This window comes from Pseudomonas sp. BGI-2 (assembly GCF_004310295.1).
GTDB lineage: Bacteria > Pseudomonadota > Gammaproteobacteria > Pseudomonadales > Pseudomonadaceae > Aquipseudomonas.
In genome coordinates, this window is the sequence record NZ_SISB01000034.1 from 35,726 (window position 1) to 59,626 (window position 23,901).

The window sequence follows — 23,901 nt, forward strand, 5'->3', positions numbered from 1 at the left end:
AAGGACACAATGATGCAGATCGAAAACAAGGTTTTTCTCGTCACCGGCGGTGCGTCGGGCCTCGGTGCAGCCACCGCTGAAATGCTGGTCGCGGCCGGCGCCAAAGTGATGCTCGTGGACATGAACGCCGAAGCCGTTGCGGCCCAGGCTGAACGTCTCGGCGCGCAAAGCGTGGTGGCAGACATCAGCGACGAAGCCGCCGCCGAAGCCGCGGTGCAGACGACGGTGAAAGCCTTCGGCGGCCTCAATGGGCTGGTCAACTGCGCCGGCATCGTGCGTGGCGAGAAGATCCTCGGCAAGAACGGCCCGCACGCGCTGGCCAGTTTCAGCCAGGTGATCAACGTCAACCTGATCGGCAGCTTCAATATGCTGCGTCTGGCGTCGGCGTCCATCGCCGAAACCGAAGCAGATGCCGACGGCGAGCGCGGCGTGATCATCAACACCGCTTCGGCAGCGGCGTACGATGGTCAGATCGGCCAGGCGGCCTACGCCGCGTCGAAAGGCGCGATCGTCAGCCTGACCTTGCCCGCCGCCCGTGAACTGGCGCGTTTCGGTATCCGCGTGATGACCATCGCCCCAGGCATTTTCGAAACCCCGATGATGGCCGGCATGACCCCGGAAGTCCGCGCGTCCCTGGCGGCCGGCGTGCCATTTCCGCCGCGCCTGGGCAAACCGGACGAGTATGCCGCGCTGGTCAGGCATATCATTGAAAACAGCATGCTCAATGGCGAGGTGATCCGTCTCGACGGTGCCTTGCGCATGGCCGCCAAGTAAGGAGATTTGTCATGAATATTGCCAACGATCCCATCGTAATCGTCAGCGCCGTCCGCACCCCGATGGGCGCTTTCCAGGGCGAACTGAAAAGCCTGACGGCACCGCAACTGGGTGCTGCCGCGATCCGAGCCGCGGTCGAACGCGCCGGTATCGCCCCTGAATCGGTCGAAGAAGTGTTGTTTGGCTGCGTACTGCCCGCAGGCCTCGGCCAGGCCCCGGCGCGGCAAGCCGCGTTGGGTGCGGGGCTGGATAAATCGACCCGCTGCACCACCCTGAACAAGATGTGCGGCTCGGGCATGGAAGCGGCGATTCTGGCCCACGACATGCTCGTCGCCGGCAGCGCCGACGTGGTGGTGGCGGGCGGCATGGAAAGCATGTCCAACGCGCCGTACCTGCTGGATCGCGCCCGCAGCGGTTACCGCATGGGTCATGGCCGCGTGCTCGATTCCATGTTCCTCGATGGCCTGGAAGACGCCTACGATAAAGGCCGCCTGATGGGCACCTTCGCCGAGGATTGCGCCGAAACCAACGGTTTCAGCCGCGAAGCCCAGGACGCGTTCGCCATCGCTTCGACCACCCGCGCGCAGCAGGCGATCAAGGACGGCAGCTTCAAGGACGAAATCGTTCCGTTGACCGTGACTGTCGGCAAAGAGCAGGTGCTGATCAGCAACGACGAACAGCCACCGAAAGCCAAACTGGACAAGATTGCCTCGCTGAAACCGGCGTTCCGTGAAGGCGGCACCGTGACAGCGGCCAACTCCAGTTCGATTTCCGATGGTGCGGCGGCGTTGGTGTTGATGCGTCGTTCCGAAGCCGACAAGCGCGGCCTCAAACCGCTGGCGGTGGTCCATGGCCACGCGGCATTCGCCGACACGCCGGGCCTGTTCCCGGTGGCACCGATCGGCGCGATCAAGCGGCTGATGAAGAAAACCGGCTGGTCGCTGGACGAAGTCGATCTGGTCGAAGTCAACGAAGCCTTCGCCGTGGTCGGCATGGCTGCCATGACTCACCTGGAAATTCCCCATGAGAAACTCAACGTGCACGGCGGCGCTTGCGCCTTGGGCCACCCGATTGGCGCGTCTGGCGCGCGGATTCTCGTGACCTTGCTCTCGGCCCTGCGCCAGAAAGGCCTGAAACGCGGCGTTGCGGCGATCTGCATCGGCGGCGGTGAAGCCACGGCCATGGCCGTGGAATGCCTCTACTAAGGCTGACGCATATCCCAATGTGGGAGCGGGCTTGCTCGCGAATGCGGTGTGTCATTCAACATCAAGGTTGACTGACAGGGCCCCTTCGCGAGCAAGCCCGCTCCCACAGGTCCTCGCATGCAGGCTCAAATTTTAAGGATTTGGCATGATTCCCAATGACGAACAACTTCAGATCAGCGACGCGGCCCGGCAGTTTGCCCAGGAACGGCTGAAACCGTTCGCCGCCGAGTGGGACCGCGAGCATCGTTTTCCCAAGGAAGCCATCGGCGAGATGGCCGAACTGGGTTTCTTCGGCATGCTGGTGCCAGAAGAGTGGGGCGGTTGCGACACTGGCTACCTGGCCTACGCCATGGCCCTGGAAGAGATCGCGGCCGGTGATGGCGCCTGCTCGACCATCATGAGCGTGCACAACTCAGTGGGTTGCGTACCGATCCTCAAGTACGGCAACGACGATCAGAAAGAACGCTTCCTCAAGCCATTGGCCAGTGGCGCGATGCTTGGGGCCTTTGCCCTGACCGAACCGCAGGCCGGCTCCGACGCCAGCGGCCTGAAAACCCGCGCCAAGTTGAACGGTGATCACTACGTGCTCAACGGCTGCAAGCAGTTCATCACCTCCGGGCAGAACGCCGGGGTGGTGATAGTGTTTGCCGTCACCGACCCGAGTGCCGGCAAGCGTGGTATCACGGCGCTGATCGTGCCGACTGATTCGCCGGGCTACAAAGTCGCACGGGTCGAGGACAAACTCGGTCAGCACGCCTCCGACACCTGTCAGATCCTGTTCGAAGACGTGAAAGTCCCGGTGGCCAATCGGTTGGGTGAGGAGGGCGAAGGTTACCGGATCGCCCTGGCTAACCTTGAAGGCGGCCGTGTCGGCATCGCCTCGCAATCGGTGGGCATGGCCCGCGCTGCGTTTGAAACGGCCCGCGACTACGCCCGTGAGCGTGAGAGCTTCGGCAAGCCGATCATCGAACACCAGGCGGTAGCGTTCCGCCTGGCAGACATGGCAACCCAAATCGCCGTTGCCCGGCAAATGGTGCATTACGCAGCGGCATTAAGGGACATTGGCAAACCGGCCTTGGTCGAAGCGTCGATGGCCAAACTGTTCGCCTCGGAAATGGCCGAGAAGGTCTGCTCCTCAGCGTTGCAAACCCTCGGCGGTTACGGTTACCTGAACGACTTCCCGCTGGAGCGGATCTACCGCGACGTGCGGGTTTGCCAGATCTACGAAGGCACCAGCGATATTCAGCGCATGGTCATTTCGCGCAACCTCTGAAAGAAACCTGTAGCAGCTGTCGAGTGAAACGAGGCTGCGATCTTTTGTTGTTGTTTTAACGAGCAAGATCGACAGCTCGCAGCCTCGTTTCACTCGACAGCTGCTACAGAGATCGAGCTTTTTGCAAAACAGGAGTTAGTTATGAGTTACGAAACGATTTTGCTGGAAACCCACGGTCGTGTAGGCCTGATCACCCTCAACCGTCCGCAAGCGCTGAACGCGTTGAATGCGCAAATCGTCAGCGAACTGAACCACGCCCTCGATGGCCTGGAAGCCGACTCGAACATCGGCTGCATCGTGCTGACCGGCTCGAAAAAAGCCTTTGCCGCCGGTGCCGACATCAAGGAAATGGCCGAGCTGACCTACCCGCAGATCTACCTCGACGACCTGTTCAGCGACAGCGATCGCGTGGCCAACCGCCGCAAGCCGATCATCGCCGCGGTCAACGGTTTCGCCCTGGGTGGTGGCTGTGAACTGGCGCTGATGTGCGACTTCATCCTGGCCGGTGACAACGCCCGGTTCGGTCAGCCGGAAATTAACCTCGGCGTATTGCCGGGTATGGGCGGTACCCAGCGCCTGACCCGTGCCGTGGGCAAGGCCAAGGCCATGGAAATGTGCCTGAGCGGGCGCTTGATCGATGCGGTAGAAGCAGAGCGCTGCGGGATTGTCGCGCGGATCGTACCGGCGGATGAGTTGCTGGAAGAAGCGCTGAAAGTAGCGGCGTTGATCGCCAAGAAGTCGCTGCCGATTGCGATGATGGTCAAGGAAAGCGTCAACCGCGCGTTTGAAGTGAGCCTGTCCGAAGGCGTGCGCTTTGAGCGTCGGGTGTTCCATGCGGCATTTGCGACGCAGGATCAGAAGGAAGGGATGGCGGCGTTTATTGCCAAGCGTGAGGCCGAGTTCCAGGGTAAGTAATTCAGCGTTCTCGCCGACGCCTTCGCGGGCAAGCCTCGCTCCTACGGGGATATGCATTCCCCTGTAGGAGCGAGCGGGCGGCGATCCGACTTGCCCGCGAAGCTTTTAGGGCTTACACCAGATAATTTTTCAACTCGCGGGCAATCACCATCCGCTGTATCTCGCTAGACCCTTCATAAATCTGCGTAATCCGCGCATCCCGGTAATAGCGCTCCACCGGGTAATCCTCCAGATACCCATACCCGCCATGAATCTGCATCGCTGACGAGCAGACCTTCTCGGCCATTTCCGACGCAAACAGCTTTGCCTGCGAGGCCTCTGACAGGCACGGCTTGCCGGCGCTGCGTAACCGCGCGGCGTGCAGGATCAGCAAACGCGCCGCGTTCAGCCGGGTGTGCATGTCGGCCAGCAGGTTGGCGATGCTCTGGTGCTCGATGATCGGCTTGTCGAACTGCACCCGATCCCGGGAGTAAGCCAACGCCGCTTCGAACGCGGCACGAGCAATCCCCAACGCCTGCGCGGCGATGCCGATGCGTCCGCCTTCGAGGTTGGACAGGGCGATGGCCAAACCTTTGCCGCGATCACCCAGCAGGTTGGCTTCGGGAATCGTGCAGTTGCTCAGGGTTACCGCGCAGGTATCGGACGCCCGAATACCCATTTTGTGTTCGGTGCGATCAACGATGAAACCCGCAGTGTTCGTCGGCACCAGAAATGCCGAGATTCCGCGCTTGCCCAGATCCGGATCGGTCACCGCGAACACGATGGCCAGCTTCGCCCGTTTGCCGTTACTGACGAATTGCTTGGCGCCGTTGATGACCCACTGGCCGTCGCGCAGTTCAGCGCGGGTGCGCAGGTTGTGGGCTTCGGAACCGGCCTGGGGTTCGGTCAGGCAGAAGCAGCCGATGGCCTGACCGCTGGCCAGATCCGGCAGCCAGGTCTGTTTCTGTTCTTCAGTGCCGTAGTTGAGCACCGGACCGCAGCCCACGGAGTTGTGAATGCTCATCAGTGCGCCCGTGGCGCCGTCACCGGCCGAAATCTCTTCCACTGCCAAAGCGTAGGCGACGTAGTCGACATAGGTACCGCCCCATTCTTCAGGCACCACCATGCCCAACAGGCCGAGTTCGCCCATCTTCGCCACCAGACCGTCATCGATCCAGCCGGCCTTTTCCCAGGCTTGTGCGTGGGGCGCGATTTCGCCGCGGGCAAAGTCCCGGGCCATGTCGCGGATCATGACTTGTTCTTCGCTCAATTCGATATCGTGCATGGCTCAGTTCCCGCTCTGGTCAAAACCGCTGAAGAAACTCGCGACGTGCTCGGCGTCCAGCGCCTGCAAGGTCGGCGGGTTCCAGCGCGGTTTCTTGTCTTTATCGATCAGTAAGGCGCGTACGCCTTCGATCAGGTCGCCGCGCTCGAACCACTGACGGTCCAGGTGCAGCTCAAGGGCGAAGCAGTCTTCCAGGCTCAAGTGCCGACCACGACGGAGCATTTCCAGGGTCACGCCCATGGCCAGCGGTGAACGGCTTTCCAGCAGGTCGGCGGTGGTCGTGGCCCACACGTGACTGTCGGCGACCGTTACTTCACGCAGTTGCTCCACAATACTCGGCACATCAGGCAGGGCGAAGAAGTGATCGATGGCCGGGCGCAAGGCGCTCAGCGGTGCATCGGGAAGTTGTTGCACCGCGAATTTCGCCAGCAGGCCCTGAAGGTCCTTGAGCGGCGTTTCGCGCCATTCGAGCTGATCAAGTTGCTCGTCGAGGGTGCCCAGCTTGGCGCTTTCCAGGTACCAGTCGGCCAGACCGCAATAGAGCGCATCGGCCGCGCGGATCTGCACGCCGCTGACACCGAGATAAATCCCCAGTTCACCGGGGACCCGTGGCAGGAAGTGGCTGCCACCGACGTCCGGAAAATAACCGATGGCCACTTCCGGCATCGCCAGGCGGCTTTTCTCGGTGACCACTCGCAAGTCAGCGCCTTGCACCAGGCCCATGCCGCCGCCCAGGACAAAGCCGTCCATCAAGGCCAGCACTGGTTTGCGGTAGTGGTGAATGGCAAGGTCGAGGGCGTATTCCTCGACGAAGAAATCTTCGTGCAACGTGTCGCCGCTTTTGAAACTGTCATACAGCGAGCGAATATCGCCGCCGGCACAGAACGCTTTCTCGCCAGCACCGCGCAAGACTACGGCGTGAATCTGCGAATCCTGCGCCCAGGCGTCGAGCTGACGCTGCAGGTGGCGGACCATGTGGAGGGTAATGGCATTGAGGCCGGCGGGGCGATTGAGGGTCAGGTGACCGATGTGGTTGCGAACCTCGGCCAGCACTTCGTTTTGCGTGGCATCCATGGACGAAGTCCCCTTCGATGAAACCTGAGCAGTCATCACTAACTCCCTGCTTTTATTGTTCTTTATAGAGAAGCTCGCGCGCGAGCGATCCCGGATCGTACCAGTGCAAATTTGTGATGTACAACCGGGATATGTGCAGGTGCTTCCTGCATATTTGCATGGCTTAATGTGGGAGCAGGCTTGCTCGCGAAGACGGAGTGTCATCCAGCATCAATGTTGACTGACAGTGCCTCTTCGAGGGCAAGCCCGCTCCCACAGGGATTTGTGCCGCGAGGAACTTTGGCTAAGGACTTCACCAATACTGTGACGTTTGGCGTGCAACTCACTGATATGGATCAGTTATTCAAGGTCTTCCGGGGTGGCATCGAAGAACGCTTCTGTTTCAGCCCAGGGGTTTATTAAACGGAGATGTTTAATAGATATCTCCAGACACTCTCTCAGGCTACACATCCTTGCGCCGTTACCTACGACTGCGCCAGAATCCGCCGGCTTGTGCGCCTTGCGCCAGGGTTTTATCGTTTCCCCGTTGCTGAAGAACAGCGATGGGGGTTTGGTAGCCCCGGGTTTCATGTGAGGTGCTAAGCATCACCATTTACGGCGTTTTTTCGTCTCTTTTTTATGGTGGTCATGCACAGGGCGTCTTCGGGCGCGCCGGTTTCCTCACATCCCGGTCTACCAACCTGTGCATGGCCACCACCCATTCGTTTGGTAGCGAAAGGGTGAAGGCTCCCCATATACGATGCGAGGAGTTTCACCAATGTTCAAACCAACACCCAACCCACCCGAAACGGACGACGTTTCCCCCTACGAATCCACCGATTCCAAAAACTCAACGAGGCCGCCGAGCGTGCGCTCGACTTCCACTTTCCGTCCCACGCCGACATCAAAGCCACCCCGCGAACACGCAGTACCCTGTTTTCCGTAGACACAGAAGCCACGACCGAAACCCTGGCGGTTTACCTGGTCGAGACGCTGGCCTCGGTCGATGTGATGGTGCACCAGTTGGTGGATCATCTGGAGGGTGAATCGCGTTACGCGCTTTTGGGTATTTCGAACAGCATCATGATGGCGGAGATCACGGCGAATCGGGTGCTGGATAACGTCGGCCCGCAGGGTTAGCGTAAATTCAGAGAAGAACACTTACCTGTGCGGGTGCACTTACCTGTGGCGAGGGAGCTTGCTCCCGCTCGGCTGCGCAGCAGTCGTAAATCCGGATTACGCGGTGTGCCTGTAAGCTCGCTAGTTGACTCGGGCCAGGGCATCCGCGTCGATCCCAGGAACGCTATGTGCGACGCGACAACACCTCACCAATACTGCGACGTTTGGCATGCAACTCACTGATATGGATCAGTTGTTCTAGGTCTTGCGGGGTGACATCGAAGAACGCTTCCATGTCGGCCAAGGCCAGTTTCAAGTCCTGAGCGGTGATGGCCTGGCTTTCGATCGGCGGATGATCGGCCGGCACCACGGCCACCGGTTCGCTGGCACGTTTGGGGTAGCGAATGCGCGTCAGGTTGTTGTACGCCAGGGCGCTGAGCAGCATGGTCATTGCAGCGAGCATCACCGGGCCGAGGGCTTTCCAGTCCAGCGCGATGGTCGCCGGATCTGCCAATACCAACAGCAGCGCCAGTGCTCCGGCTGGCGGATGCAGGCAACGCAACCAGCACATCAGAACCAGCGCCATGCCCGCCGCCAGGCATGCACTGCCGAGGGTTCGTCCGAGTACGTGGGCTACCAGCAGCGAAACGACGCCAGCGCTCAAGTATCCGCCCAGAATCGACCACGGCTGGGCGAGCGAGCCGGAGGAGACCGCGAACAGCAACACGGCCGATGCGCCCAACGGCCCGATCAAATGCTGGGCCACTTCCATGCCGAACACCTGTGCGCAAATCCAGACGCTGAGCATCGTGCCCAGGGACATGCCGATGGCGGCGCGGCTCCATTCGGATGGACGGGTGTTGATGGCGGCAGGTAACCAGCGAGCGAACATGAGGCAGACGATCCGTTGGCAAAAAGCTATGCAAAAAAAAGGCTTAGCTGGGAAACCCAGAAAGCCTTTGAAGGTGTTCCAACTATTGGGGGAGGAACGGGGCACAGTGTGCCGTTCATTCCCGATGCTGACAAATTCATATAAATGCAGTTTGAGTGCATTATTTTTGCTGTAAGGCGATTCGGCGACCACTCATGAAACACAGGAACCCGCCCAATGGCCGTCAGCGCGCTCAAGGCATAAAACATCGTGGGTGCGGGCGTGTGCATCAGCAGAAATCCGCAAATCACCGAGCTTAGCGCACCGCCGAGGGCCGCGAGGTTTTGTGCGCCGTAATAACTGCCGCGCAGTTCTTCAGGGGCCAGGGTGTCGACGAAGAGGAATTCGGCGGGGTAAATGATCATTTCACCGAGGGTGAAAATGAACATCGCCACGCACCAGCTCACCAGGCTGTCGGCCAAACTGAAGCCGATCAACCCGACGATAAACAGGCTGGTGCCGCCCGCAATCCAGTAACGCAGTTGTTCGCGCTTGAGGAAACGGCCGATCTGGTACTGCAGCAGGATCACGCTGATGGCGTTGCACGCGAGCAGGGCGGCCATCGTTTCCAGCGCGCTTGGAGTCATGGGTCACCAGCAGGTATTGCGACAGGTACAGGGTGAACGGCCGTGGACCACGGTGCTGAGCAGGCAACCGCAGGTGAACATGATCAGCGTGCGGTCGTTCTTCAGGGTGATCAGCGTCTTGAGAAAACTCTGGGGCTGGCCGATCGCGGGTGTCGGGGCCGAGTCCTTGGGGACCCCGATCATCAGGAAAATACTGAAGAACGCGATGCCGGCGGCCATCAGGAACGGCGCGATCGGGTACACGCCGGCAATCACCACGCCGAGCATCGGGCCGGTGGCGTAGCCGATGTTGGTCAGGGTGTAGCGCAGCGAAAAGGCTTTGGTGCGCTGCCCCATGGGCAGGTTTTCGCTGAGGATCGCTTTCGATCCGTTCAGGAACAGCGCCGAGGCGGTTTCGGTGATCACCAGGGTGGCGGTGGTCAGGTAGAGGTTTTCGGCGAAGGTCAGCAGCACGAAACCGATGGCGCTGGAGAGCATGGCGAGGATTAGCAGCCGACGCTTCTCGAGGCGGTCGATGATGTAACCGCCGTAGAGCGCGAGCAGGGTGGCGATGAACACCGCGATGCCCAGCAGCAAGCCGACGTCCTGTTGGTTGAGGCCGAGCTTGTTGCTCAGGAACAACGTGAGCAGCGGGCTGGTGATGGCGCGGCTGACGACGATGGTCAGCGAAACGATCATCAACCGGCGGATTACGAGCGAGTAAGTGGCCACGGTGGTGCAAATGTCCTTATTTAATGATCTCAGAGCTGATCGTAGAGCCAGATAGTCGCTGCATCCGCTCATTCATACGAGGTAATCCCGGTAATGCCACTCATACACGGCCGCCGGATGGTCCTCGGTCACAGGCAGCGCCAATTCACCCCACCATTGAGCGACCTCGGCGCCTGTGCAATCCACACGTCATCGTGCTGTTGAACCCCCTCAAGCAACTCACGCAACACGCCAATCCGCCCAGGCGTAGCAATGATCTCCGGGTGCAGTCGCAGCACATAACACAGCCCAAAGCGGTGAAATCCGGCGAAGTCCATTTGCAGGTTGCCCAAGGTGTGGCTGTAAGAAGCGATCCGCGATTGCGTCGGCGGTACGGCCGGGCTGAGGTTGAAGGCGAAGTAGGGTTCGTCTTCCAGTTCGTAGTGCAACGGCAACTCGATGACGTCGGGTGCCGTCGGATGAGCGAATGGCAAATCATCGCCGCGCCAGGATGAGGACCAGCGAATATCGTGATCCTTCAATGCCTCGATGAAACCCGGCGCACCGTTACCGGCCGGGATGCGAAACCCCGTCGGGCGCTGGCCCGTCAGCGCGGTTAATGCCTCGCAGCCTTTGGCAATCTCGGCGCTTTGCTCAGTGAGGCTCAGGGTGTCGTAGTTCTGATGGCGATAGCCTGCGCAGGCAATCTCATGCCCGCCAGCCTGGATGGTCCGAATGTGCTCGGGGTTTTCCTCGGCGACGATGCCGGGAATAAACCAGCTGCTGGAAACCCCCAGTTCTGCGAACAAACCGCGTCGCCCCAAGTAAGGTTTCAACTTCAGGCGTCGCAACTGGATGAAGTGGAACGAGGCGTTGTAGAGGGGCGGTTAGTGGCAGGGATTGTCCCGGTTTATCAGAAGCGCGAAGCGTTTGATTATTACTCGTTGTACGAAGAACGCTCGCAGGTTTACTGCGCGTTCGGTCATCCGCTGTTCTCGGTGCCAGACGCATAAATTGGCGGCGACGTGTTCAAGGATTACGAGTGAATCAACCACCGCCATGCGATTCATCGCGACAAGCTCAACTTTGCCGTGTACGGCGGCTTGTCCGCCTCGGCAACCCCAGTCGAAGCTGTGGCGCTGCTGATTGAGACCGGACGCTTTCTCGGTTTCCTTCCGCAGCATTACGCCGCCGCCATGGTCGTGGAAGGACTGCGCGCCCTTCGCCCCGCATCGATTCACTTCGACACGCCGTTCCATCTGATCCTGCGCCATAACACCGTGCGCAGTCCGTTGGTGAAGGCGTTTGCGCACAAGCGTTAAAGGTCGATTTGAGGGGGGCGGATGAGGGGCTACTGGGAGTAAAGACTTCATTTCCCGTCAAGCTTTCGAAGCTTTTTTGGCATAATTTTCAAGCCGAAGCCTGACACAACAACAAAGCACATAATTACCACTACTCTTGCCGCAAAAACGTCCATTTCGAAAAAATAAACTATTAATAGTGAGATCCATGCTGTATGAAAGCCGGAGCAGGCAAGAATGAATAAATACATTGTCGCTGCAGCAATTACTTTTTCGAGAGTCAACATTTAATCTTCCACTTCACGGGGCATGCAAATGAGTGAAGAAAAATACATATAAATGCAATCCAGCCAATAAACGGATATTCCGAAATTATGTCTGGTCGATAACCTAGAAGTGGGAAGTCGTTAGCTTGAACGATATCTATATAAGGCACTACGAATAGGCCGTTGAATGCAAGACCTGCATACAGTTTTGTATGATTTAAGTCTTCGCCAGACAAGCGTTTTTTTAGAGAATAGGCTGCGCTAACGGAGCAGACTGCTATTAATGGAAAAAGCCAAACAATCATTTTTCCAGCTCTTCATATACTTGCCTTCCTGTCTGAAGGGTGGTCTGCCCTTCCAGTATCAGTGCTTGAGGCGCCATGGTTTTGTATGCGCGTATGTAGTCCGTTTTGATATATCTAAACAATCGCCAAGCATCCGGTTTTAGTACAATTCGAGTAAGTCCATACACTGACATCCCAATATCCAACGACCCATACGCAATATTGCCTTCTCTTTCAGTCTGTCCAACACCCATAGCTATCGCTTGATAAACCTTGCGGGTCGGCCCCTCCGTATCAGTGCGGTCCTCCAATAGGTTACGGCCATTTTCATAAACATTATTCGCACCATGGAGCATCATCGGTCCACCAAGAAAAAGGCACAAAGTACCCGCTGAGCCGTAGCAAATCCCAGCACCTGTCAATATCTGCATCCCTCCGCAACCGCGCCCGCGCCTTTTTTGGCAACTTCCCACGACTGGCTCAGCAAACTACTCTGTTCGTTCTTGATCTCCTTGAGACCCTGCTCAGCACTTTTCCGCCCCTGCGCTACATCATTAACAATACCTCTCGCGTAATAAGAAACGTCGCGATTGAACTGTAAGCGCAACGTGCCATCTTTCAGGTGTCGAGAAGCCAGCGTACAGGCCTGGTTGGTCAAATTGCCCGCCGCCTTACTAACGGCCCAGTAATCGCAACTACTGTCTTCGCAGCGATCCTTCAACGGTGTCATTCGTTATTTCCCCAGGATCCGTATCCGCTGGTTCCTGCCAGATGGTGCCTCCACGTGATTTCGCGATAGCGAATAGCAACGTGCTCTTGAGGCTCGACATCGTTCTGTAGAACTACGTGGGGCATGTCAAGTGTCAGGTCGGCAATAATGCCGCCTTCAATTTCAATACTGAAGAATTTCTCCTGAAGACCATACGAAGAAATTCGGTAGAAACTTATCGCACAGCTAATTTCCTCTCTACTGGATAGCGCTTGCGCGAGTAAAGGAGATGACTTGTCGACATTTTTTGTGATGACAAGCGGGCGGTGTGTAGGCTTATTAATGTTTCCTATGTTGGACATGTTGTGACTGTAAGACAGCACCATGATTTCATCGGTATGCGCTGTTTGACATTTATTGCCGATTGAGTCTTGAGTTGAACAACCCGCCGATATCAGTCCTTGAGTCTTTCCTGTGATGGTCATATAGCCGTGATTAGCCATCTAGGTGTCGCTCCTTTTGTCGATGTGGCACCTTATTGAAAACGCCTTCGGGTATATGTAGGGCGTTTCCGGGTATCCGGTAGGACGAGAGCGAATCTGCGGGCGTAACGTGCTACAGAGTAAAATGCAGCAACACGTAATCGTTTTTGTCGAAGCGCCCGCTCAACACGGGCGGCAACGCACCCAAAGGCGTGCCCTGCCGGGTGCGGTAGTCACTTTTATCCATCATCAGCCACTGCGGCCCCTGAAGACTTTCCAGTTCGTGGATTGACTCGGTAAACACCGGTTGCAGATCCTGATCGATGTTGACCATGAACTTGATCGCCTTAGCGTCCTTGCCCATGCCATGCAGAACCAGAGGCGCCGGGTCTTTCTGCACCCGTGCTAACGCTGCACGGCTGAAAGACTGAGCGTCGTAGAGCTGACGTTCAACCGGTTCGAACACCAGAATGTCAAACGACCAAAGCGCCAGAACCGCGCCAAAGGCCAATGTTTGCGCGCGCCAGCGGGATCGGAAAAGCACGGTAAGGCCGATCACTTGCAGCGTGCCGAGCATGATCAACGCCGGAGTGAAGTTTGTCAGTTGCCCAGGAAAACGTCACCGCCAAGGGCAACAAGCAGTTGATCAAATACGCCCCGGCCTGGGCCTTTGAAAAACTGCAGGCTTGGCTGGAACTGCGCCGTTCGCACCTCAAGGAAGGCGAGGTGGACGACCCGTTCCTGTTCAACCGTATCCGTCGTGGTAGCCACATCACCCGCGAGCGCATCACCAAACACGCGATCTATCACATCGCCCGGCAGCGCGGTGCGCAGGTCGGGGTGAAAATCATGCCGCATGATTTTCGGCGTTCGTTCATTACCCGGGTGATCGAAGAGCACGACCTGTCGATCGCGCAGAAGCTCGCTCACCACAGCAACATCCAGACGACGGACAACTACAATGTACGCGACGACAACGAACGGCGCCGGGCAGTGGACCGTTTCGATCTTTGACGTTCACGGTTCGCTCAGCACATGGGCATGGCCTATGGTCGAAACGTGAACCGCGCTGCCGGCGGGGGGCGCGTACATGCCCGAACTGCGCACCATCAATGATCGGCCGTGCGGATCGCCTGCGGCGGTAGGCTGCAACTCCACCGTCAAGGTGCAGGTGTTGCCGCTGAAATCCCGTTCGGTCACCACGGCGCGACACCCGGCGACTTCGGTCGGACTGGGCTGGATGCTGACCAGTTGCAACTGCTCGGGGCGCAGCATGATCTGCGCCGATTTGTTGTTCCGGTGGTTGTTGACCGGTATGCGACCCAGATCGCAATGGGCCCAACCCGCTTCGATCCGGGCGGGCATGACCACGGCATCCCCGAGAAACAGCGCGGTTTGTTCGTCGTCGGGATAACGATAAAGATCCAGCGGATGCCCCGACTGCACCAGCCGACCGTCGCGCATCACCGCCAGCTGATCGGCAAACGACAACGCCTCACTCTGGTCATGGGTGACCAGAATGGTGGTGACACCGGCATCGGTCAGCAGGCGGGCGACCATTTTGCGCATAGCGCCCCGAAGGCCGGCATCGAGCGCCGAAAACGGCTCGTCCAGCAACATCAGTCGCGGCTGCTGCGCCAGGGCTCGCGCCAGTGCCACACGCTGTTGCTGGCCGCCAGACAATTCATGGGGCCAACGTTTGGCCATGCTCGAATCCAGGGCGACGCTGTCCATCAACTCGGCGACTCGCTGGTGTTTGGCCTCGCCCTTGGTCGAAAGCCCGAAACCAATATTGGCGGCCACGGTCATGTGCGGAAACAAAGCACCGTCCTGGGGCACATAGCCAATCAAACGCTGATGCGCCGGGATTTCGTGGGTGTCGTCAACCAGCGTCTGGCCATTGAGCGACAGCTTGCCGGTGTCCGGAAACTCGAAACCGGCGATCATCCGCAGCAACGTGGTTTTGCCGGAACCGGACGGGCCGACGATCACCGTTCGGCTGCCGGTGGGCACCGACAGGCTGATGTTCTCCAGGGCTTTGTGAGCGCCGTAGGATTTGTAGATTGAATCGAGTTCTAGAGCGTTCATCGGCCAGCCGTTCGTTTGGATTGGTGATAAAGAAGTCCGGTCAACGGAAGCGACAGCAAAATCATCAGCAAGGCATAGGGCGCCGCAGCGGCATAGTCGATTTCGCTGGTCATGGCCCAGAAACCGGTGGCCAGGGTGCGCGTACCGTTGGGGGCGAGCAGCAGGGTCGCGGTCAGCTCATTGGTGATCGCCAGAAACACCAGCGCGGCGCCGGCGGCAGCTCCGGGCGCGGCGAGGCGCAGGGTGATCAGCCACAAGGCCCGGGCAGGCGAACGGCCGAGACTGCGCGCCATGTTTTCCAGTTCTATCGGCGCCTGCGCAATACCTGCACGCAAGCTCACCAACGCGCGGGGCAGAAACATCAGCAGATACGCCAGCAGCACCATGACCGTGGTCTGGTAAATCGGCCGTGCGAAATGGATGGTGACGGTCACCAAGGCCAGCGCCACGACAATCCCGGGCAACGAGCTGGTGATGTAGTTGCAGCTCTCCAGCAATCGTTGCAGCCGGCCCGGTGAGCGAATCGACAGCCAGGCAATCGGGACGGCGGCGCAGGTGGTGAGGACTGCGCCGCAGATCCCCAGCAGCAGTGTGTGTTCCAGCGCCGGCATGAGCTCGGCCAGGTCCCAGACTTGCGTGCCGCCTGCGATCAACCATTTGCCCAAAGTGAATAGCGGTACACCCAGTGCCAGGGCGCAGGTGGTGATTTGCAGCATCAATCCAAGCACGCAGGCTTGAGCGCCCAGACGCACCACCCGCTGCTTACGGGCGCTGCCGGAGCCGACCCGGGCGTAACGCGCTGTACCGCGAGCGGCGGATTCGGCGGTCAGCATGACCAGACAACACAGCGCGAGCACGCTGGCCAGCATGTGGGCGGCGGGGCCGTTGAAGGTGGATTTGAACTGATCGAAGATCGCCGTGGTGAAGGTGTCGAAGCGGATCATCGCGTACAGGCCATATTCGGCCAGCAAGTGCAGGCCTACCAGCAAGGCACCCCCGCAGATGGCCAGGCGCAGTTGCGGCAGCACCACACGCCAGAAGATCGCCCAGGGCTTGAACCCCAACGACTCGGCGACGTCTTCGATCGCCGGATCGAGCCGGCGCAGGGTGGCGGCAATGGGCAGGTACAGGAACGGGAAGTAGGCGATCACCGAGACCAGCACCCCGGCAAACAGCCCATGAATCGGTGGAATCAGGCTGACCCAGGCATAGCTGTGAACGAACGCTGGTACTGCCAGCGGCGCGGTGGCCAGCAACGACCACCCACGTCGACCCGGCAGGTTGGTGCGTTCCGTCAGCCAGGCCAGGGCCAGGCCAAGGGCAACGCACAGGGGAATCGTGATCACCACCAGCAACACCGTGTTGATCAGCAACTCGCCGACCCGTGGGCGCAATACCAGCGGCACCAGCGTTGCCCAGCCGGTTTGTATCGACACGCCGATGACGAAGGCAATCGGCATCAGCGCCAGCAACGAAACCAGCACCGACAAACCGATCACCCACGCGCCGCCGCGACCGGCGAAGGCGCCACGGGCGCGGCGTCGCAGGTTGTCGGGTATCGCGGCAGGGATACCCGTTGGCAGGGTTTCAGGCATCACTTAAAGCAGTCCCGCCTGAGTCATCAGCTCCACGGCTTTTTTGCTGTCGAGTTGTGAGGCATCGACCGCAGGGGCGTCGAGCTGCTGCAAAGGCACCAGTTTTGGATTGGATTGGGCGTTTTTGCCCACGGCGTATTCGAACGATTTGCCGGTCTTGAGAATGTCCTGGCCGTCCTTGTCGGTGATCCATTTCAGCAACGCCTGGGCCTGTTCCTTGTGTTGGCTGGACGCCAGAACGCCGCCGCCCGAGATGCTGACAAACGCACCGGGATCCTTGTGTTTGAAGTAGTGCAGGGCGGTGTTCTTGCTGTTTTCGCCGGTCTTGGCCTGGTCGCCGAAGCTGTAATAGTGATAGATCACGCCGCTGTCGACCTGTCCGGCATTCACCGCTTTGAGCACCGAGCTGTTGCCGCGATAGGCGGTGAAGTTGGTTTTCATCCCTTTGAGCCACTCCAGCGTTGCGGCTTCACCCTTGAGTTCCAGCACGGCCGCGACAATCGCCTGGAAATCGGCACCGGCCGGCGACGCGCCCCAGCGACCTTTCCAGGCAGGAGTTGCGAGATCCATCAGCGATTTTGGCAAGTCGGCTTCAGGCAGTTTGCTCGGGTTATAGACAAACACCGTGGAGCGCGCAGCGATCCCAACCCATTGGCCGTGGGCCGGACGATAAGCGGCATCGACTTGTTCCAGAGTGGCCGGCGCGACCGGTGCAAACAGCCCCGCGTTGTCCACCAGCACCATGGCCGGGGAGTTTTCGGTCAGGAACACATCGGCCGGGGAGGCGGCGCCTTCCTGCACAATCTGGTTACCCATCTCGGTATCGTCACCATTGCGCACGGTAACCTTGATCCCGGTTTCCTTGGTGAAGCCCTCGACCCAAGCCTTGGTCAGGCTTTCGTGTTGCGCGTTGTAGACCACGATGCCGTCGGTGTCGGCTGCAAATACGTGTCCGGCGCTGAGCAGTGCGGTGGACAGCAAGGCCATTTTGAGGAATGAAGGGGTAGGGGTGACCATTCTGTCGGCAGCTCCAGTTCTTTTTAGAAGGCATGCACGTCAATTCGCTGGCAAATCAAGCGAACCGTTTGCATGGTACAAGTCGCAGGGAATGTAGAGCGTGAAATGAGAAATTAACGTCAAAGAAACCGTTAATACATGTCATTTTCATTCAGATTAGCAGCACCTCGGCCCCTTGCCCGATGGATCTGAATCTAACGATGTCGTCATTGACTGGATGGGCAGCCTTTCGCAGCACCCGCGGCGGCCTGACTGATCGCAGCGGCCAAACGCTTCACGTTGTTCTGATGAGCGGCCACCAATTCATCAACCCTGGGCCCTGAAGGTGTCTGCAGCGTGTTGCGGCAGGTCACCAGCGTGGTATCGCTTTCGCCAAAATTGCGCAGGCGCCATTTGACGTCGATCAAAGCGTATTGCCCCGGAATCGAGTCGAAGCGCTGCACATCCAGGCGCACGGACAGTTTGCGCACAGGATTGCTGTTGACCAGTTGATCCACCATGGCGCTGCGCAACTCATCCACCAGACTGGCCGCCCACCATTCGGTTTCCAGAATCGCCAGGCCGCTGTTGCCTTGGCGGATAACGATCTGCGGCCGATCGACTTGGGGCGGAACGCTGATGCCTTCAATCTGAATCTCCGCGGCACCGCTCCTCGAATTGGCGCTCAGTTGCGCCGGCATCAGGGTGTGAAACTGGATCGGATCACTGCGGCAAGCGGTGAGCAGCAACAGCGCGGTGGCCAAGGTGATCTTCAGCGAAAAAGCCATGGGTGTTGCTCCTGTGGTCAATTGCGCGGTGGCGCCTGCAGGTCCATCGGTGCGGCGTTGTTGGGTCGGCCGCGAATCAGCGATTCCGGATGCCGCCCGAGGTAATCCGAGAGCTCACGCAAGGAGCGCGACATGCGCCCGAGCTCGTCCAGGGTCTGGGTCAACTGCTCACGTTGCGGTGAGTCTTCGGCCAGGGTCGAACTGGCCGATTGCAGTGTCTTGCTGACGTCGGCCAGGGTGGTTTGCACGCCCGGCAGGGTCTTGGCGTTGAACTGGGCGAGACCTTTGCGCAGTTCGACGAGGTTGCTGTCCAGATTGCCGGCAATCCGCTCGATGGGCAGTTGGTTGATCTTGTTGACCATGCCTTCGAGTTTTTCCTGCAACTGTTCGAGGCTGCCGGGAACGGTCGGAATACTGACCGGACGGGCGCTCGGATCGAACGCGACTTTCTCGGCCTTGGGGTAGAAATCCAGCGCGATGTACAGTTGGCCTGTCAACAGATTGCCGCTGCGGGCCTGGGCGCGCAGACCGTTCTCGATGAACGTGCCCATCAACCGCACGCCAGCGGCTTCATCATTGGGATCATGATTCAGCGCCTTGAGCATTTTGGTGTGCGCCTGACCCAATTTCTGCGGATAGATCACAATGCCGACGTTAACCGGAAAGCTGCGTTTCTTCGCGTCGAAATCCAGATTGATCGCCACCACTTTGCCGATTTCCATGCCGAGGAATTCCACCGGTGCATCAACCCTGAGCCCGCGCAAGGCCTGGTCGAAACGCAGGCTCAGGTATTGCCCCTTGCCACTGGGCGGGGCGAGGGCCGTTTGCTGGTCGGCGAACAGTTCGTAGGCATATTCCTCAGCCGCCGGTTTATCGTCGGGGCTGTATTCCGGCGCGCGGAAGGCGATGCCGCCGACCAATAGCGATGACAACGACTCGGTCTTCACCGCAAATCCATTGGCGCCGACACTGACATCGATGCCGCTGGCGTTCCAGAACCGGGTGTTTTCGGTGACGTAGGCGTCATTGGGGGAGTGAATGAACAGGTCGATGTTCACGCCTTTGCCGTCAGGGTCGAGGGCGTAGGCGACCACCTGGCCGACCGGGATTTTTCGATAGTAAACCGGTGAGCCGATGTCCAGTGACCCGAGGTTCTGGGTATGCAAGGTAAAGCGCTTGCCCGGCTCGCCATAGGTAATCGGTGGCGGGTTTTCCAGCCCTTTGAAGTTCTTCGCGCGGTTGTTGGCCTGGCCAATATCGGCGCCGATGTAGTCGCCGGAAAGCAGGGTGTCGATGCCCGACACGCCGCCAGCACCGATACGCGGACGCACCACCCAGAATTGCGAGTCTTCGCGGGTGAAGCTTTCAGCCTGTTTGGCCAGTTTGATCGTGGCGTTGACACTCTTCTGGTCGCCGCTCAGCTCCACGTCCGAGACCTGCCCGATCACTACGTTGCGGTATTTGACCTCGGTCTTGTTGGCGGTAAGGCCGTTGCCGGTCTTGAACGTGACGGTGATGGTCGGGCCTTCCTGCAGCATGCTGTGGACCACCAGAGAGAGGCCCACCAGCACAGCAATGATCGGCACGATCCAGACCAGCGAAACGCTGAAACGACGAGTCTTGATTGGGGCCTGTCCGGGGGCTTGCGTCCCTTCAGTGACTTGCGACTTCATCCATGGCCTCCTCGTTGTGTGGTTTATCCGACGGCTCTTTATCCCAGATCATTCGCGGATCGAAGCTCATCGCCGACAGCATGGTGAACACCACCACCAGACCAAAAAACAGAATGCCCGGGCGCGGTTCGATATCGGCCAGGGCTTGAAATTTCACCAGCGAAGCCACCAGCGCCACCACGATCACGTCGAGCATGGACCAGTAACCGATGACCTCGACAAAACGGTAAAGCTTCGATCGCTCCCTGCGCGCCCAAAGGCTGTCGCGATGCACCGTGACTAGCAGCAACGTCAGGGCGACGAACTTGATGCCCGGCACCGCGATGCTGGCGATAAAAATGATCAGGGCGATATCCCAGGCGCCGTGCTGCCAGAACTCCAGCACGCCACTCATGATCGTGCTATCGGCGCCGTTGCCGACCATTTTGGTATTCATCACCGGCAACAGATTGGCCGGGATGTAAAACACCAGGGCCGTGACCATGTAGGCCCAGGTGCGTGTCAGCGAGTTACTTTTGCGCCGATGCAACGGCGCGCCGCAGCGCTCGCATTCGTGGGGTTCCATCGTCATGTCACAGGCCAGTCCGCAGCTGTGGCACAGGCACAGGTTGAGTTCGCTGGCGACCGGAGGCGTTGTCATAAGGTGTCCCACAGGTCGCGGACATCGCGCCCGGCGATGCGGATCATCATCAGGCTGAGCACGGCCAGGGCGAACAGGCCAATGCCGGGCAGTACATCCAGCAGCCCGGCGAGTTTGATGACCGCGACCATCGCCCCCAGCAAACAGACTTCCAGCATGCTCCAGGGCCTGAGGGTTTCCAGCCAGCGCATGCAAAATTTGAAAGCGGGCGAGCGTCGGGAGGCGAGGGCGAAGCTCAGCACCCAAATCAGCAGCAATAGTTGGAAAATCGGCGCGATGATCATCGCGATCGCCGCCACCATGGCGATGAACGTGATCGGCCCCAGGGTCAAGGCCATTACCGAATCCCAGAGTGTTGCGCTGTTTTTCAGGCCTTTGAGGCTGATGCTCATGACCGGGTAGAAATTGGCGAAGATCCATAACACCAACGCGGTCCAGGTCAACGCCAGGCGTTGCTCCACCGTCAGGCCGTTATAGCGCTGGAGCACGCCGCCGCAGCGTGTGCACAGGGTTTTTTGATGTTTGGCGAGCGTGACTTTTTCATACACGCAGTCGCAGTGCTCGCAGATGATCAGTTGGTCAGTCGTAGCCATAGGCCGCACTCGCCAGGACGCAGGAAAGTCAGAGCACCTCCTCAATATAGAAGTGCCTCGCGATTGAGCAAATCGAAAGACCAAATGCCTGATAGACCGTGTCATCGTGATCGTTCCCACGCTCTGCGTGGGAATGCAGCCCGGGACGCTCTGCGTCCCATCGAGAGCCGAACGCGGAGCGTCCGAAGAGGCATTCCCACGCAGAGCGTGGGAACGATCAACTCAGCCAAGCATTTCACGCAAGCGATACCAGAACATCCCAAGCGCCAGCAGCGGAGAACGCAGCATCGGCCCACCCGGAAAGGTCATGTGCGGCACGGCGCTGAACACATCGAACCCTCGACTGTGCCCGGTATGGATCGCTTCGCCCAACAGCTTTGCGCACCAATGCGTCACGTTCAGCCCATGCCCCGAGTAACCCTGGGCGTAGAACACGTTCGGGTGCTGACTCAAGCGCCCGACTTGCGGGAAACGGTTGGCGGAGATGCCAATCCTGCCGCCCCATTGATAGTCGATGCGCACGTCACGCAGTTGCGGGAAGACCTTGAGCATCTGCGGACGCATGTACGCGGTGATGTCCGCCGGATCGCGCCCGGAATAGTGGCAGGCCCCACCGAACAGCAAGCGCCGGTCTGCCGAGAGCCGGTAGTAATCGAGGCCGACTTTCTGGTCGCACAACGCCAGGTTCTGCGGGATCAACTGCGCTGCAACCTCAGGCGCCAGAGGCTCGGTGGCGATGATGTAGCTGCCTGCCGGGAGCACCTTGCCACTGAGTTTCGGCTCGAGCTCTTCAAGGTGTGCGTTGCAGGCCAGCACCAGACTGCCGGCGCGCACCGTGCCGCCCGCACAACGAACCTGCACCGTGCTGCCATGGATCAACTCCAGTACCGGGCTCTGCTCGAAGATCTGCACGCCAAGGGAGTGCGCCAATCTTGCTTCGCCCAGCACCAGATTGAGCGGGTGCAAATGGCCCGAGCCCATGTCGATCAGACCACCGGCATAGACGCCTGAATTCACCACTTGCTGGCGGATTTGCTCCGGCCCGACCAGGCGGGTTTCATGGCCGTAACCTGACTCGGCCAGACCTTGCCGCTCCGCTTTGAACGCCGCGAACTGCGCCTTGGTGTTTGCGAGCTCGCAGAATCCCCAGCGCAGGTCGCACTCAATCCCGTGTTCACGGATGCGATTGCCCACCAGCTCAACCGATTCGATACCCGCACGCTCCAGATAGCGCACGCCGTCCTCACCGACATACCGGGTCAAACCGCTGACGTCATGCCCGATGCCGCGGATCAGTTGCCCGCCATTGCGCCCGCTGGCGCCCCAGCCGATCCGCCGGCCCTCCAGCAGAATCACCGAGAGCCCGCGCTGAGCCAGTTCGATCGCCGTGTTGACGCCGGTGAAACCGCCGCCGATCACGCAGACATCGGCCACAAGGTCCAAGGCCAGTGTGGGGTAGGGCGTCAGGCTATTGGCTGTCGCCGCGTAATAGGAATGTGCGTGTTCGTTATTCATTTGTTGGACTTCACTTTGCTCCAGGAACGGGTCATCAGTCGCATGATCGCCTGAGGCGGGGTGGTCGAAATGTAGAGTTTGTCGAGGACTTCCTGGGGTGGATAAACCTCAGGGTTGTTCACCAGCTCCGCGTCCATGTATTCCTTGGCGGCCGGGTTCGGGTTGGCGTAACCGACCGAGGCGCTGACCTTGGCAATCACTTGCGGGCCCAGCAGGTAGTTGATGAAGGCGTGGGCTTCTTTCGGGTTGCCGGCATCGGCGGGAATCGCCAACAGGTCAAACCACAAATTACTGCCTTCCTTCGGGATTGCGTAGGCGATGTTAACGCCGTTCTTGGCTTCCTTGGCCCGGTTCGCGGCCTGGAACACGTCTCCCGAGTAGCCGAAAGCCACGCAGATGTCGCCGTTGGCCAGGTCCGACACGTACTTGGAGGAGTGGAAATAGGTGATGTAAGGCCGGATGCTCAACAGTTTGGCTTCGGCTTTTTTGTAGTCCTCGGGGTTCTCGCTGCGCGGGTCCATGCCCATGTAGTTGAGGATCGCCGGAAATACTTCATCGGCCGAATCCATCATCGACACACCGCACTGGCTGAGTTTCTTGATGTTTTCCGGTTCGAACAGCACAGCCCATGAATCAATGTGGTCGATGCCGAGCACTTGCTTGACCTTGTCGACGTTGTAGCCAATGCCGTTGGTGCCCCACAGGTACGGCACGGAATGCGCGTTACCCGGATCGTTTTTCTCCAGCAGAGCTAACAGTTTCGGGTCGAGGTTCTTGAAGTTGGGCAACTGCGCGCGGTCCAGCTTGAGGAACGCGCCGGCCTTCACCTGACGGGCCAGGAAGTGGTTGGACGGCACGACTACGTCATACCCGGTGCGGCCGGCGAGCAATTTGCCCTCAAGGGTTTCGTTGGAATCGAAGACGTCGTAGATCACCTTGATCCCGGATTTGGCCTGGAAATCGACGAGGGTGGTTTCGCCGATGTAATCGGTCCAGTTGTAGACGCTGACGGTGGGCTGAGCCTGGGCAACGGCACTGAACAACACGGCCAGCGCGGCCGGCACCATGGATTTCAATAGACGCATAGCGACACCTCTTTTGTTATTAGACTGTGTAGGAGCGAGGCTTGCCCGCGAAGGCGGACTGACTGTCAACGGTGA

18 protein-coding genes and 8 pseudogenes are annotated in these 23,901 nt (G+C 59.2%); 7 read left to right on the top strand and 19 right to left on the bottom strand.

Features of this window, described 5'->3' with window-relative positions; translation table 11 throughout:
- The first annotated feature begins 12 nt into the window (after positions 1–12).
- The 4 genes from EYC95_RS21570 (at position 13) to EYC95_RS21590 (ending at position 4,167) form a co-directional block, all read left to right on the top strand.
- Positions 13–774 carry an SDR family NAD(P)-dependent oxidoreductase gene (locus EYC95_RS21570; protein ID WP_131062138.1) on the top strand — a complete coding sequence of 254 codons (762 nt, stop codon included), beginning with the start codon at positions 13–15 and terminating at the stop codon, positions 772–774.
- Between the two features lie 11 nt (positions 775–785).
- Positions 786–1,979: an acetyl-CoA C-acyltransferase gene (locus EYC95_RS21575; RefSeq protein ID WP_131062139.1), complete on the top strand. Its 1,194-nt coding sequence runs from the start codon at positions 786–788 to the stop codon at positions 1,977–1,979.
- Between the two features lie 145 nt (positions 1,980–2,124).
- On the top strand, positions 2,125–3,252 hold the full coding sequence (locus tag EYC95_RS21585; protein ID WP_131062140.1) for an acyl-CoA dehydrogenase: 1,128 nt from the start codon (positions 2,125–2,127) through the stop codon (positions 3,250–3,252).
- A 141-nt stretch (positions 3,253–3,393) separates the two neighbouring features.
- Positions 3,394–4,167 carry an enoyl-CoA hydratase gene (locus EYC95_RS21590; RefSeq protein WP_131062141.1) on the top strand — a complete coding sequence of 258 codons (774 nt, stop codon included), beginning with the start codon at positions 3,394–3,396 and terminating at the stop codon, positions 4,165–4,167.
- A 112-nt stretch (positions 4,168–4,279) separates the two neighbouring features.
- Here the strand turns inward: EYC95_RS21590 and EYC95_RS21595 are convergent, their stop codons facing one another.
- The 3 genes and pseudogenes from EYC95_RS21595 to EYC95_RS30885 all read right to left on the bottom strand — a co-directional run.
- The gene (locus tag EYC95_RS21595) at positions 4,280–5,431 is read right to left on the bottom strand and encodes an acyl-CoA dehydrogenase family protein (protein ID WP_131062142.1); all 1,152 of its coding nucleotides are present in this window, start codon (positions 5,429–5,431) and stop codon (positions 4,280–4,282) included.
- 3 nt (positions 5,432–5,434) lie between these two features.
- A complete protein-coding gene (locus EYC95_RS21600; protein ID WP_131062143.1) occupies positions 5,435–6,541 on the bottom strand; it encodes an enoyl-CoA hydratase/isomerase family protein in 1,107 nt (368 codons plus the stop codon).
- 246 nt (positions 6,542–6,787) lie between these two features.
- Positions 6,788–6,892 (bottom strand): annotated as a pseudogene (locus EYC95_RS30885) (HPP family protein); the annotation flags it as partial.
- Positions 6,893–7,262: 370 nt separating this feature from the next.
- On the opposite strand from EYC95_RS30885, the pseudogene EYC95_RS30710 reads away from it, so the two are divergent.
- Positions 7,263–7,624 (top strand): annotated as a pseudogene (locus EYC95_RS30710) (DUF6124 family protein).
- A 163-nt stretch (positions 7,625–7,787) separates the two neighbouring features.
- On the opposite strand, the gene EYC95_RS21620 reads toward EYC95_RS30710, so the two are convergent.
- The 3 genes and pseudogenes from EYC95_RS21620 to EYC95_RS21630 form a co-directional block, all read right to left on the bottom strand.
- Complete coding sequence (locus EYC95_RS21620) at positions 7,788–8,495, bottom strand: HPP family protein (protein WP_131062144.1); 708 nt, start codon at positions 8,493–8,495, stop codon at positions 7,788–7,790.
- A gap of 26 nt (positions 8,496–8,521) precedes the next feature.
- Positions 8,522–9,904, bottom strand: a pseudogene (locus EYC95_RS21625) (MFS transporter).
- Positions 9,905–10,620, bottom strand: a pseudogene (locus tag EYC95_RS21630) (polysaccharide deacetylase family protein); the annotation flags it as partial. It lies immediately after the preceding pseudogene.
- A gap of 6 nt (positions 10,621–10,626) precedes the next feature.
- On the opposite strand from EYC95_RS21630, the pseudogene EYC95_RS21635 reads away from it, so the two are divergent.
- Positions 10,627–11,147, top strand: a pseudogene (locus EYC95_RS21635) (LysR substrate-binding domain-containing protein); the annotation flags it as partial.
- A 33-nt stretch (positions 11,148–11,180) separates the two neighbouring features.
- Here the strand turns inward: EYC95_RS21635 and EYC95_RS30210 are convergent.
- The 4 genes and pseudogenes from EYC95_RS30210 to EYC95_RS21650 form a co-directional block, all read right to left on the bottom strand.
- Positions 11,181–11,399, bottom strand: coding sequence for a hypothetical protein (locus tag EYC95_RS30210; protein WP_165557489.1), 219 nt, complete (start codon positions 11,397–11,399; stop codon positions 11,181–11,183).
- A gap of 280 nt (positions 11,400–11,679) precedes the next feature.
- Positions 11,680–12,392 (bottom strand): annotated as a pseudogene (locus EYC95_RS21640) (DUF4225 domain-containing protein).
- A complete protein-coding gene (locus tag EYC95_RS21645; protein ID WP_131062145.1) occupies positions 12,389–12,874 on the bottom strand; it encodes an Hcp family type VI secretion system effector in 486 nt (161 codons plus the stop codon). Before EYC95_RS21645 ends, EYC95_RS21640 begins: the two are co-directional and overlap by 4 nt.
- A gap of 112 nt (positions 12,875–12,986) precedes the next feature.
- Positions 12,987–13,448, bottom strand: a pseudogene (locus EYC95_RS21650) (glycosyltransferase); the annotation flags it as partial.
- Positions 13,449–13,471: 23 nt separating this feature from the next.
- On the opposite strand from EYC95_RS21650, the pseudogene EYC95_RS21655 reads away from it, so the two are divergent.
- Positions 13,472–13,867, top strand: a pseudogene (locus tag EYC95_RS21655) (tyrosine-type recombinase/integrase); the annotation flags it as partial.
- 3 nt (positions 13,868–13,870) lie between these two features.
- Here the strand turns inward: EYC95_RS21655 and EYC95_RS21660 are convergent.
- The 9 genes from EYC95_RS21660 to EYC95_RS21700 form a co-directional block, all read right to left on the bottom strand.
- On the bottom strand, positions 13,871–14,941 hold the full coding sequence (locus EYC95_RS21660) for an ABC transporter ATP-binding protein (protein WP_131062146.1): 1,071 nt from the start codon (positions 14,939–14,941) through the stop codon (positions 13,871–13,873).
- Positions 14,938–16,536, bottom strand: coding sequence for an iron ABC transporter permease (locus tag EYC95_RS21665; RefSeq protein ID WP_131062147.1), 1,599 nt, complete (start codon positions 16,534–16,536; stop codon positions 14,938–14,940). Before EYC95_RS21665 ends, EYC95_RS21660 begins: the two co-directional genes overlap by 4 nt.
- Positions 16,537–16,539: 3 nt before the next feature.
- The gene (locus tag EYC95_RS21670; RefSeq protein WP_131062148.1) at positions 16,540–17,553 is read right to left on the bottom strand and encodes an iron ABC transporter substrate-binding protein; all 1,014 of its coding nucleotides are present in this window, start codon (positions 17,551–17,553) and stop codon (positions 16,540–16,542) included.
- A gap of 206 nt (positions 17,554–17,759) precedes the next feature.
- Complete coding sequence (locus EYC95_RS21675) at positions 17,760–18,320, bottom strand: membrane integrity-associated transporter subunit PqiC (protein WP_131062149.1); 561 nt, start codon at positions 18,318–18,320, stop codon at positions 17,760–17,762.
- 17 nt (positions 18,321–18,337) lie between these two features.
- Entirely contained in the window at positions 18,338–19,993 is a 1,656-nt protein-coding gene (locus tag EYC95_RS21680) for an intermembrane transport protein PqiB (protein ID WP_131062150.1), read from the bottom strand.
- Positions 19,974–20,633, bottom strand: a complete 660-nt coding sequence (locus EYC95_RS21685; protein ID WP_131062151.1) for a paraquat-inducible protein A — start codon at positions 20,631–20,633, stop codon at positions 19,974–19,976. The genes EYC95_RS21680 and EYC95_RS21685 overlap by 20 nt, the downstream gene beginning before the upstream one ends.
- Positions 20,630–21,226 (bottom strand): paraquat-inducible protein A, encoded by a 597-nt coding sequence (locus tag EYC95_RS21690; RefSeq protein WP_131062152.1) that lies wholly within the window; start codon positions 21,224–21,226, stop codon positions 20,630–20,632. Before EYC95_RS21690 ends, EYC95_RS21685 begins: the two co-directional genes overlap by 4 nt.
- 222 nt (positions 21,227–21,448) lie before the next feature.
- On the bottom strand, positions 21,449–22,741 hold the full coding sequence (locus EYC95_RS21695) for an FAD-binding oxidoreductase (protein ID WP_131062153.1): 1,293 nt from the start codon (positions 22,739–22,741) through the stop codon (positions 21,449–21,451).
- The gene (locus EYC95_RS21700) at positions 22,738–23,826 is read right to left on the bottom strand and encodes a polyamine ABC transporter substrate-binding protein (RefSeq protein WP_131062154.1); all 1,089 of its coding nucleotides are present in this window, start codon (positions 23,824–23,826) and stop codon (positions 22,738–22,740) included. The genes EYC95_RS21695 and EYC95_RS21700 overlap by 4 nt, the downstream gene beginning before the upstream one ends.
- Positions 23,827–23,901 lie beyond the last annotated feature (75 nt).